General features: G+C 39.5%; 15 protein-coding genes. 6 read left to right on the plus strand and 9 right to left on the minus strand.

Annotated elements, in window-relative coordinates; all coding sequences use genetic code 11:
- Positions 1–4: 4 nt before the first annotated feature.
- Positions 5–1,144, plus strand: coding sequence for a GNAT family N-acetyltransferase (locus H4J63_RS10130; protein ID WP_182196328.1), 1,140 nt, complete (start codon positions 5–7; stop codon positions 1,142–1,144).
- On the opposite strand, the gene H4J63_RS10135 is transcribed toward H4J63_RS10130, so the two are convergent.
- Positions 1,121–1,711 carry a DUF938 domain-containing protein gene (locus H4J63_RS10135; RefSeq protein WP_182196330.1) on the minus strand — a complete coding sequence of 197 codons (591 nt, stop codon included), beginning with the start codon at positions 1,709–1,711 and terminating at the stop codon, positions 1,121–1,123. The two genes, H4J63_RS10130 and H4J63_RS10135, sit on opposite strands and share 24 nt — an antisense overlap.
- 200 nt (positions 1,712–1,911) lie before the next feature.
- Here H4J63_RS10135 and H4J63_RS10140 point away from each other — a divergent pair, with 200 nt between their 5' ends.
- The 5 genes from H4J63_RS10140 to H4J63_RS10160 all read left to right on the plus strand — a co-directional run bounded on the left by H4J63_RS10140 (position 1,912) and on the right by H4J63_RS10160 (position 4,998).
- The gene (locus H4J63_RS10140) at positions 1,912–2,097 is read left to right on the plus strand and encodes a hypothetical protein (RefSeq protein WP_010554833.1); all 186 of its coding nucleotides are present in this window, start codon (positions 1,912–1,914) and stop codon (positions 2,095–2,097) included.
- Between the two features lie 101 nt (positions 2,098–2,198).
- Positions 2,199–2,564 (plus strand): hypothetical protein, encoded by a 366-nt coding sequence (locus H4J63_RS10145; protein ID WP_259365604.1) that lies wholly within the window; start codon positions 2,199–2,201, stop codon positions 2,562–2,564.
- An 11-nt stretch (positions 2,565–2,575) separates the two neighbouring features.
- Entirely contained in the window at positions 2,576–3,952 is a 1,377-nt protein-coding gene (locus tag H4J63_RS10150) for an aspartate ammonia-lyase (RefSeq protein WP_182196333.1), read from the plus strand.
- Positions 3,953–4,061: 109 nt separating this feature from the next.
- Positions 4,062–4,586, plus strand: coding sequence for a hypothetical protein (locus H4J63_RS10155; protein WP_182196336.1), 525 nt, complete (start codon positions 4,062–4,064; stop codon positions 4,584–4,586).
- Between the two features lie 10 nt (positions 4,587–4,596).
- Complete coding sequence (locus tag H4J63_RS10160) at positions 4,597–4,998, plus strand: hypothetical protein (RefSeq protein WP_182196339.1); 402 nt, start codon at positions 4,597–4,599, stop codon at positions 4,996–4,998.
- Positions 4,999–5,027: 29 nt separating this feature from the next.
- Here H4J63_RS10160 and H4J63_RS10165 read toward each other — a convergent pair whose 3' ends face one another.
- The 8 genes from H4J63_RS10165 to H4J63_RS10200 form a co-directional block, all read right to left on the minus strand.
- Entirely contained in the window at positions 5,028–5,213 is a 186-nt protein-coding gene (locus H4J63_RS10165; protein WP_024597424.1) for a hypothetical protein, read from the minus strand.
- 15 nt (positions 5,214–5,228) lie between these two features.
- Positions 5,229–5,549 (minus strand): hypothetical protein, encoded by a 321-nt coding sequence (locus H4J63_RS10170; RefSeq protein ID WP_024597423.1) that lies wholly within the window; start codon positions 5,547–5,549, stop codon positions 5,229–5,231.
- Entirely contained in the window at positions 5,546–6,184 is a 639-nt protein-coding gene (locus H4J63_RS10175) for a DUF4178 domain-containing protein (RefSeq protein WP_024597422.1), read from the minus strand. The genes H4J63_RS10170 and H4J63_RS10175 overlap by 4 nt, the downstream gene beginning before the upstream one ends.
- Before the next feature lie 74 nt (positions 6,185–6,258).
- Positions 6,259–6,951 (minus strand): PspA/IM30 family protein, encoded by a 693-nt coding sequence (locus H4J63_RS10180; protein ID WP_004335088.1) that lies wholly within the window; start codon positions 6,949–6,951, stop codon positions 6,259–6,261.
- Positions 6,952–6,975: 24 nt separating this feature from the next.
- Positions 6,976–7,389, minus strand: coding sequence for a YjfI family protein (locus tag H4J63_RS10185; RefSeq protein ID WP_004335098.1), 414 nt, complete (start codon positions 7,387–7,389; stop codon positions 6,976–6,978).
- 79 nt (positions 7,390–7,468) lie between these two features.
- Positions 7,469–9,190 (minus strand): polyamine aminopropyltransferase, encoded by a 1,722-nt coding sequence (locus tag H4J63_RS10190; RefSeq protein ID WP_182196341.1) that lies wholly within the window; start codon positions 9,188–9,190, stop codon positions 7,469–7,471.
- A gap of 3 nt (positions 9,191–9,193) precedes the next feature.
- Positions 9,194–10,093, minus strand: coding sequence for a DUF350 domain-containing protein (locus tag H4J63_RS10195; RefSeq protein WP_182196343.1), 900 nt, complete (start codon positions 10,091–10,093; stop codon positions 9,194–9,196).
- A 26-nt stretch (positions 10,094–10,119) separates the two neighbouring features.
- Positions 10,120–11,052 carry a CHAD domain-containing protein gene (locus tag H4J63_RS10200; protein WP_182196346.1) on the minus strand — a complete coding sequence of 311 codons (933 nt, stop codon included), beginning with the start codon at positions 11,050–11,052 and terminating at the stop codon, positions 10,120–10,122.
- Between the last annotated feature and the right edge of the window lie 408 nt (positions 11,053–11,460).

Raw genomic sequence — 11,460 nt, forward strand, 5'->3', positions numbered from 1 at the left:
AGTCATGGGAACGTTTTCGCACCAATGGTTTAGCAGTATTAATGAGATTGATCAGGCGCAGTGGCAACGTTTATTTGGTGATGAACCATTTACTCAACATGCTTTTTTATATGCCCTTGAACAAAGCCAATGCGTAACACAAAAAAGTGGTTGGCAGCCCCATCACCTCGCTATTTTTGAAAATGATACGCTCGTTGCACTTGCACCCGGGTATTTAAAAGGTCATTCATACGGCGAGTACGTATTTGACTGGGCCTGGGCTGAGGCATACGAAAAACACGGCTTAGAGTATTATCCAAAATGGCTATCTGGCATTCCCTTTAGCCCCATTGAAGGCAAGCGTATTGCTATTGAACACGCTAACCCTAACGTTGTGTACCAATACATTACAGAGCAACTAAACATACACAGTGCTGAGCAAGGGTGGTCGGGATGGCATGTTAACTTTTGCGACCAAGCCCAAGCTACATCATTAACTGAGCAACACGCCATGTTAAGAGTAGGCGTGCAATTTCAGTGGTTTAATAAAGGTTTTGAAACCTTTGACGATTTTTTGCAAATACTTAGCTCTCGCAAACGTAAATCCCTTAAAAAAGAGCGAGCTAAAATAGCGCAACAGAATATTGATATTGAATGGCTCCAAGGAACGCAAATTACGCCCGAGATAATGCAATTGTTTTGTGAGTTTTATCAGCGTACCTACTTAAAGCGATCTGGTCATTTGGGCTATTTAAATATGGAGTTTTTTACGCTTTTACATGCCTTAATGGCTAATAGCCTCGTTATTATGCTGGCCAAAAAAGACGATAACGTGATTGCTGCAACACTTAGTTTAGTAGGTAAAAACACGCTTTATGGGCGCTACTGGGGAGCAAGTGAGGAAGTAGATTCGCTGCACTTTGAATTGTGTTATTACCAAGGTATTGAGTTTGCAATAAAGCATAAACTCAACTGTTTTCATTCGGGTGCACAAGGTGAGCACAAAATAGCACGCGGATTTGAACCCGTACTTACCTACTCTGCTCACCATATTGTTGATGGCGACTTTAGTAATGCAATAAGCGACTACTTAAAGCGTGAACGCGGCCTTATTGATATATATAAAGAGCAATGTAGCTCATTATTGCCGTTTAAAAACGAGTAACTGATTATTTGCAGGCATGGCTGTATCGCTAATAAGCGTAAGCCCTACTTGCTTAGCTAGTTGTTCAACTGCTTCAAAATCTCTTATTCCACTTGACGGATCGCGCTCTGTTAAAAAAGCACTAAAGTCATCATTACTTGGGCTGGTAAATTCACCTTGGTATTTGAATGGCCCATAAATACACAATATACCGTCGCTATTTAAGTGACGTTTAACACCGTCAAAAAAACGTTCAACTAATTGCCAACTCACAATATGAAATGTGTTTGCAGTATAAATAGCGTCAACCTTATCTACTGGCCATTCATTATTTAAATCAAGCTCAAGTGGTGCATGTAAATTAGTTAAATTAGCTTCGCGGTGCCATAAGTTAATCCCTTCGTGGTTTATAGCGCGATCACTTGTATGCCACTGTAAATGTGGTAATTGCTCTGCAAAAAAAACACTATGCTGGCCGGTTCCTGAACCGACTTCGAGTACTGTTTTAGTATTTTTTAATACAACTTTTAATTGCTCTAAAATAGGGGTTTTATTGTTTTCACAGGCTTGTGAAAATGGCTTTGTCATTACTGTGCACCAAAATTGTAGATTAATGCACAACAGTAAAGCAAATTTAGCTTATTTTGTCGTGATGAAAAAAATATAATTTTTAAACACCATAACTATCATATGGTTGAGCTGGTTCATTATGATTGGTACGTAATATGCTTTTATATAGCTAACCCACTAAAGGGTTTAACTTATATTAAATTTCAAAGGATAAAATTATGCATATACCCCCTTATACAGCTGTAGACGCAGCTATTGCTATAACCGAAAAAACCACCGACGATCATAGTTACGCCGTTGATATGAGAGCTACAGTAATCGATTTACTTTCGCACCCTAAACACAATCAACAGGCGATGACCAAACATGAAACAGATCAGATATTTATTCTTGGCTACAATTAAAACTCAAATTAGTATCGCAAATAATTTTTATAATAACTGTTTACACTGAAACCGATTAAATGTAATGATAACTATTATCGTTAACTTGAGTCGGTTTTTTTATGTATTCAAATTATGCCCAGCATCGTTACCATCAAGAACTCTCTTGCCATTGCTTAAGACCTGGCCTACATGCACCCATGCTCGTTGCCGATTACATAGAAACCGCCCTTAACGTCGCCAAAAAATTTGAGCAACAACGTAACCCCTTGCTTCAAGAGTTTTACCTTAGACGCACACACCATGAAATTATAAACAAAATGTGCGACCCTCTTATACATAATGCTATTCGTAAACAATGTCTAGAGCAGTTATACAAACCTTTATTAGCACTAAAACGGTTTTATAAAGTGCATAACAATACTGCACAATTTTTAATACTTGAGCGTGAAGCTCGTATTCTTAGTCACGAATTCAACCCTTTTTAAGGAGCACACTTATGAGCAACTTTAGAACAGAATCAGACAGCATGGGCGAGCTAAAAGTACCTACTGATGCACTCTATCAAGCGCAAACACAGCGAGCGGTTAATAATTTTGCCATTAGTGGCTTACCTATGCCGAAGCAATTTATAACTGCACTGGCTTATATAAAACAAGCCGCAGCACAAAGTAACTATGAGCTTGGGCATTTAAGCAAAGCTAAAGCCAATGCTATTGAGCAAGCTTGCCAAAGTATTATTGATGGCGAGCACATTGAGCATTTCCCCGTTGATATTTTTCAAACCGGTTCGGGCACAAGCTCAAATATGAATGCCAATGAAGTTATTGCAACGCTTGCTAGCCGGATAGGCAGTGAAAGCATTCACCCTAATGATGATGTAAACATGGGGCAAAGTTCTAACGATGTAGTTCCTACTGCTATCGCACTCAGTAGTGCAATAAACGTAGTGTATGAATTACTTCCTTCGCTTGAAAACTTATCGCAAAGCCTGGAAAAGAAAAAAGCTGAAGTAGGCCATATAGTTAAAACGGGCCGTACGCATTTAATGGATGCAATGCCTGTAACGTTTGATCAAACTCTAAGTGCATGGCAGTCACAAGTTAACCATGCCGCTGCAGGAATTAGACATAGCTTAGAGCGTGTATGCGAGCTTGCACAAGGCGGTACAGCCGTTGGAACAGGAATAAATGCAGACCCTAAATTTGCAGCAAAATTTACAGAAAACCTGAGTGCCAATGTAGGCATTAGATTTACGCCTAGTAGTAACTTTTTTTATAACATAGGCTCACAAGACGCCATCGTCGCGCTTTCAGGGCAATTAAAAGTACTCGCTGTCGCACAAATGAAAATAGCGAACGACTTACGCTGGATGAACTCAGGCCCACTTGCAGGTTTAGGTGAAATAGAGCTTGAAGCGCTTCAACCAGGTTCATCTATTATGCCTGGCAAAGTAAATCCTGTTATACCTGAAGCAGCCGCAATGGTAAGTGCACAAGTAATAGGTAACGACGCCACTATTACGGTAGCCGGCCAGGCGGGTAATTTTGAGCTGAATGTGATGCTGCCAGTCATTGCGTATAATATTTTACAAAGCATAGAATTACTTGCCAATAGCGCGCAAGCACTGGCCGATAAAGCGATTTCTAGTTTTAAAGTAAATCAGCCAAATATAGATAAGGCTCTCGCTAAAAATCCAATTTTGGTAACTGCGCTTAATCCGGTGATCGGTTATGAAAAAGCAGCAAAAATAGCGAAGCAGGCTTATAAAGAAGCCCGCCCTATTATTGATATAGCCGAACAAGAAACTGATCTACCGCGCGAAGAACTCGAAAAATTACTCAACCCTACCAAACTAACGCAGGGCGGACTTTAACAGAACAATTTTTTAGTGCCTTTAATTACTTGATAATATAGTTTTTATTGCCGTAAAAAATGCACAGTGTATGATAGTGATGAATATTTCATCACTATCAAGGTTTGTTATGCGTACCCCATTGTTAGCCATACTTTTACCACTTTGTTTAACTGCATGCTTAGATAAAGCACCTACTGAAACGCAGAAAGTAACAATCAACTCAGAAGCTGAAGCACCAAAGCAAGAGCTAAAAGAAAACACTCAATTACAAGAAAATACTAAAAAGAACGTAGTTGCTGAAAAAATACCAAAAGCTGATTTGAAAAACGTTTCAATAGACGATATAAAAGCAGCTAAAACCGAATTAGATACACTAATTGCAGATAAACAGTGTGATACAAGCACTCAATGTAGAGTAAATGCAGTAGGTAGTCGCGCATGTGGTGGGCCAAGCAGCTTTGTTGTGTACTCAACAAACGCAGCATCTGAAGATCAAGTAACAGCCCTTAGCGACAAAATTACTAAGCTTGAAAGTAGTTATAATTCACAAAAAGGGATGATGAGCATTTGTCAGCATTTAACAACGCCAAGCACGCAGTGTGTTGAAAATAAATGTGTTAAACTTGAAGGCTCAGCGGTAAGTGCATTTTAAGGATAACGTTATGAGTTGTTTACCATCAACAGTTAAACTGTCAATTATAAGCATTGCTAGCAGCATTTTATTACTAAGTGGTTGTGCTAGTACTGTGACGTCAAATGAGCAAAGTAAAAACTTGTCTGACTTGAACTATGATCTGAATAACATGGTGAGTAATAATAGCTGCACCGCTAGCTTTCAGTGCAAAGTCCTTGAAGTCGGTGCACGTGCTTGTGGCGGACCGAGTAAATATGCTGTTTATTCAACGCTAAACACCTCTCAAGAAGAAGCGGAACAGCTTGCTCAACAAATAACAAAACAAGAAAGCATACAAAATAAAGCACAAGGCTTAACCGATTGTTCACCAGTACTTGAAGTGCAATCGCTGTGTATTAATCACCAATGCCAGTCGTTTGATATAAAATAAAAACGGTCGCGTATAAGCTAATTTCAGCGTTAACCTAAATACGGAATTAACGCTGAAATTACAACAACCAGCACTACGCAAATACCCGCTTTTATAATGTACTTCATGGGCATTGTTTTAAGCACCCAATATGCATAAATAAAGCGTACAAAATAACTCGCCGCAGTACCAAACAACGCAAAAATAAGTAGATAAGCAATTAGAGTAATATTCATAATAATCTAGTGCAACTACTTAGTTTTTTTAGTGTGAGCAATTAGTAAGTCAGCTACTTGTTGTTTTACGGCTCGCTTATCATCACTTGGGACATCAAAGCGACTGGCTAGTTGCGCAATCTCATCATCATTTAAATTAAACGATAAACGTTGACGCGTTTTTTTAGACTTTACATCTAAGCCAAGTATTTTACGGATCATATCTGACGGCGTTAACTCTTGGTCAATAGCTTGCTTTTTTATCAGCTTTTGAACTTCACTGCTTAGATCAAATGCCATTTGTGTGGCACGTACAGCTTGTTCCTGACGCAACCACTTGTCTTTAGCATCACTCACTTAGCATCTCCGGGAAACAAGTCTACAATATCAGACATTGGACGCATGAGCGTTAGCGATACTTCGGTTTCGCCGCCATCCCAAATTTCGATATTTAAACCAAAGCCTTCATTATCTGATGCTAAACAAATCATTTCGCATGGTTCACCACCTTCTTGCTCATAACGAGGCAATGTTTGGTTGCGGTAATCTTTATTATGGAAATAACACACATAAGGCGACTCGCTTTGTTGATAACTTTTAGCTAAAAACTGCATAAAGCGCTCTGGTGTATTTTGCACTGTAATGTGGGTTAACGACTCTTCATCAAAAATACGCGCAAACTCATCAAGGCCAAATATCTCTTCAACTTCGTTGCGCTGAATTTTAATAGAAAAGTTAGCCCACTCTTCGCCGTCATCTTGCTCAATTTGTAAAAATACAACTTGGCCGCTATTTGTCTCAAGTACAAATTCAGTATCGCTGCTGTGCTGATATTGGTAAGTCTGAATATCAGTAACACGTAGTGTTTCACCTTTTAACCATGCCGGATAAGCAAATGAGTCGATAACGCTAAACATGTCGCCTTTTTTTAGCTCGCTCGGATGATTAAGCTGACGCTCTGGCTCTTTTTTAGATTTGAAAAAATTAAACATAGGAAGGCTGCCTTCTAAGCAAAAAAGGTAACTGAGCAAAACTCGGTTACCTTTTTAAAGTATAAACGTAATGGTTAGCTATTTTGCTTCGCTTTGATGCGGGCTAAAATATCAGCACTTTTTGGACTTGTGTCGCCAATGCCTGCTTCAGCCATTTTTGCTTTTAAGTCATCGCCATTTACGTCTGACTCAAGTTGCTTTGCAGCACCTAGCTGGTCGCTACGATCTTGTTGACGCTGTTTAATGCGTTCAAGCGATTGACGAGCCGATGTCATAGACGAGCTGTTTGTATTAAGCGTGCTGTTAACAGCCATTGTTGCTTGCTGTACGCTTTCAGTGGTTTTAACCATTGTAAGCTGGCGCTGATTCTCTTTAATTGATTTTTCAGCATCTTTAACTTGCTGCTTAAGCGCAACAATATGGTTACTAAAACCAGATAATACTTGCTCGTTTTCGGCTTTTTCTGCTTCAAAGTCACCAATTTTTTCTGCAATTTCTAATGCTAACGCTTCGTTGCCCTTTTCAAGAGCTTGGCCTGCATACGCTTCATGTTCAGCGATTGATGCATCTACAGCGCTAATTTTACGCTTAGTTTGCATTTCTTTAGCCATTACTTCTGTAAGGCTTTTTTTTGCGCGGTGAAGTGCATTTTGCGCGTCTGCAATTTCTTGCTCAAAAATACGGATGCCATTTTTGTCTACAATTGCTTCGCCTGCTTCACGAGCGCCGCCACGTACTGCTGTAAATAATTTTTTTAAAATACTCATAATCTTAACTCCACTAACTGGCTATTAATCGTTTAAATACAAGGTCACGGCTTCTAGTGCATCGATAGCGTTATCGGCTAAAGTCACTAGTTCGTGGGTAACGTCATCTAATGATGAATTTACCGACAGTGCACCAAAAATCGCGTATTTGTTATCGATTTTAGCAAATGCACTCAGTGGAATTGGCACGTTTAAACGTAGTAATGTTTCGTTTAACTCGTTGCGTAATTCACTCTTAACTTCATCTTCGTCAAACAAGTAGCTAATACATAACAACTGCTCTTGCGTTTGTGTAACAAAAATTGGAAGTTCATCATTTCCATCAACAATGACTTGTAAAACATCTTGCTCGCCTGGGTTGGCAATCAAGAAAGACTCAAAGTTAGCGCCTTCAGTTTCAAAAGAAGCTAATTTTATTGAAAGTTCATTTAATTCCATGTCTCTGCCTTTTGTCGTTTGACATATTATGTCTGAGTTAAGATTCTCATGGTCGACATATTATGTCAACCATGTTTTGTTAGTTTTTATACAATTCGCTTTCTATTTGCCATGCAGTTCGGTAGTAATCATAAAGCTGACCAGATCCTAACCTATTGACCTCAATACTTTTAACTTGTTCAAAGTAGTGGTTAGGAAATACAAAACTTGCCAATAAATATTCTTTACTAATCCATCTTGATGGCACAGGCATAGCCGTCGCATCATTAATACGGCCACTAGCCGACTGCCCCATTTTAGTGGCTATAGTCCAGCCCCACTGCCCAAACGAAGGTATGTTTTGCTGATATTGCTCAACATACTCAAACCCTGCGGCTTTAACTGTTTTAGCAATGCTTAAAAACGCTTTTTTAGCGTGGTAAGGTGAAGTTGATTGAACCGCCATTGCGCCATCGGGTGCTAATAACTGACGTACATGATTATAAAAGTAATCACTGTACATTTTATTTAGATCAGGGTGATTCGGGTCCGGTAAATCAATTAAGATAGTGTCGAACTGCTTAGATTGGTCAAGTAGCTTTTCTACTTCTAAAAATGCATCACCCACAATTATGTTGGCTCGCGAGTCTTGCATCGATTTATTGTTTAGCTGTAGTAATCGCTTATTGATGTGCTCTGGCGGGGTAAAGTCACCGTCTTTATGACCAAATAAATTGAGAAGCTGCGCGTCTAAATCTATTAACGTTACTTCACTCACAGGCCATTTTAAAACATCTCTAAGTGCAAGCCCGTCACCACCACCAATTATTAATACACGGTCGTGTCTGTTAGAGGCAAGCATTGCAGGGTAAACCAGCATTGAATGATATATTTGTTCATCAATACTTGAGAACTGCAAACGCCCATTTAAATATAAATCGGTGATTGGCTGAGGTTGGTTTTTGCTTAACCTTTCGGTTAAAACTACGTGCTGGTATTTGGTTGCTTGCGAATAAATTACTTTATCTTTGTATAAAACATTACTTAGATTGTTCATCCAGCTACTGCCAAATACTAAAATAAAGCCAAACAATGCCAGCAGTACTATATGGCAAACTAAAAGTACCTTAGCAAAGCGTACATGGGCATGGTAACGCCATAAAAATGCGAGCCCTGCGATAATATTAAATAACGCCGTCCACGCCGCAGCTTGCATTATAGGCATTGAGAGCATGATACTTACCCAAATGGCGGCACCAATACCAGCACCAATATAATCGGCACCATAAATAGTCCCTGCGTTGTTTTCTAAAAAACGACCATAAACGTGCTGACGAATGCGCGCTATAAGCGGTATTTCCATACCAATAAATAAGCCCAGTATTAAACCAAAAACATAAGGTAGAAAACGTGACCACTCTTGTAGCTTTTGAAATACGTAACCATTAAGTACAACATCTGGGGGTAAATTAAAAATACTCGAAAATAAATGAGGAAGAGAATAACTTACAGCTATTACACCCGCTATCGCTAAAATGCAGCCCATGCCAACCAAAGCAATAATGCTTTCTAGCCAAGCAAAAGCGGTAAATGCATCTTTAAACCAACGCGCTAAAAAAGCGCCTAAGCCCATTGCTACAATCATAGTACCGATCATGGCGTAAATAGCGCTTTCTACTGAGCCAAGTACACGGCCCGCATAATGAGACAGTAAGTATTCATAAATAAGGCCGCACCCAGCAAGCACGGCCATAACAGTAATTAGTAATATGTCGTGCCCAAGTAAGCGAGACTTACTTGGGGGAGTGTTGGTTGATGACACTGATTATGCGCCTAGTAAGGTTGCCATAGTGATACCTACAGCAAATGATACTGCTGCAGAAATAGCTGCTACACCTACATTTTTTTGACGATTAACTTCATCGGAAATATCGCAACCAGATAAAATTATTTTAATTGTCACTAAGTGCAAAATAATAAATGCGACAAGGCTCACAACAGCGCTAATAGCCCAGTATAGTAAACTCGCATTAATGTTATCAGCAGCGTATGGCGCAACACCCGTTGCAGCTGTAATAGCTAATGCACTACCTATTAAAAATCCAGCGTAACGAATACCCACAGCTAAGTTACCATCAACAATTGCTTGTTGTAGGCAGTCGCCACTTTTGTTTGTACGCTTAAATAACTGCACTCGGTACTGGCTAACAAGTAGTAATACAACACTACCTATAATAAAGGCAGCAATTACAATTGGAAGACCATGCCAGCCATCAGTAGCCACCCATAAAAGTGCTGAGCGAATAACTATTGCAACGCTAACAACATGACCAAAATCAATTATTGAAGCTGTAACGTTACCTTTAACTATTTCGTCGTGCAGGCTTGCTTTACGAAGCGCTACTTTATCTTGAAAAAAGTGACCCAACTTAATAAGTACAATTGCTAATGCGCCGTAAGCTAACATTTGCAGTGCTTCTTGTTGCAATGTTGCAGCAAAAGCACCACTACTTACACCTGTTAATACAATCGCCAGTGCCACTAAACCAGCGGCAAAGCTAATACCAAAGGCAAAGTTATCACGCTCTGTTATTTCATCATTTGCATGTAAGTTTGAAACCCAGCCTTTTATATATTTAAGGCTTACAAATAATAAAACAATAATTGCAAAATCAATCGCCAGCGCTTGCAGCGACCACATAGTTATTCCATTAAATTCATACATATTATTCTAACTCCAACTTTATTCTTTTACTTACCACGGCTCACGCCACGAGAGGTTCTGCTACCACTATCACGCACCGATCCAGAGCTATTGCTATAACTGCTCGAACGAGAATAACTACTGCGGCTTTTTGGTGGCGTATAACTGCTGCGGCTTAAACCTGATGCACCTGTTTTCTTACTCGCATAAGGGCTTGTAAACTGTTTACCTTGGCGTTGGTATGTTTGACGCGTACGTGTTTCTAAAGCGCTTTGGGTTTTAATTTGTTTAGGGCTTGAATAACGTGAACGGCCATAGTCATTGTAATAACTATACTTTCGGCGTTTGCTCCAGCTTCCGTATTCAACACGATCAAATACATCGCCTAAAATACGGTACATTCCGTACCATTGCCAAAAGCTAATACCATTACTATTTGATTGCCAATTACCATAGTTAGGATTACCAACCATTTGGTTACCAACACCCTCACCTTCAGCTTGCTTACTAATTGCACCTACACGTGCTAAAGCACCTTTAGACATATCAGCTAGCATATTGATAGGATCGGTTAACGCATCAGAGAATAGCGTTGGTTTGGCTGCTTCACGCAACAAATCAATACTATGTAGCGTATCTTCATAAGGGGGAATTAAATAAGTACCTTTCACATCTTTAAGTCGCTGTGTTAAACCACTATAAAGTGCGCCTTGGCGCGTTGCATCAAGGGTAATTACATCAACAACCTTTGTAAGTTCTGGTTGTTGTTTTTTAAGAAGCTCGCCATATTCTTTAAGTAATACAGCATTGCGTACGCTTCCATTATCGAGTGCAGTACCAAGCTGAGACAGCTCCGTATCTACCTTTTTAATAGACTCTTGAATTGTTTGTTGCAGCTGCTCTTCTTTAGATTGACAACCTATAAGCACTGCGAACAAACAAAACAGGCTCATAAGTTTCCAAGCTTTAATATTCGACATTCATGTCACCTGATTTACTAAATTAACTTAGCTAGTTTTACACAGGTCACTTATTAAACCAAGAATGAAATTGCAACAAAATGAGAAGAAACGAGAAGCGCTGAGATCTGAGTATAATTTAGTGAAAATATGAAGCTATATCGTGAGGTTAGAATTGAAGTTTAAGTGTTATAAGTGCGCACTTATGGTGATTCTAGCGTCGGGAGTCGCTGCGCTCACCCGACCTACGCGATGGGTGTTAATGTGAGTGTCTATTAATTGCGCGCATTTTACTTTTCTGTAGACGTAAAAAAGCCCGAATCGTTAGATCCGGGCTTTCTACAATTTGAAGCCTGGTAATGTCCTACTTTCACATAGCAAATGCTACACTATCATCGGCGCTGTTTCGTTTCACTACTGAGTTCGGCA

Origin of the sequence: Pseudoalteromonas sp. 5Ae-yellow (assembly GCF_014077565.1) — a bacterium.
In the GTDB taxonomy this organism is placed as follows: Bacteria; Pseudomonadota; Gammaproteobacteria; order Enterobacterales; family Alteromonadaceae; genus Pseudoalteromonas.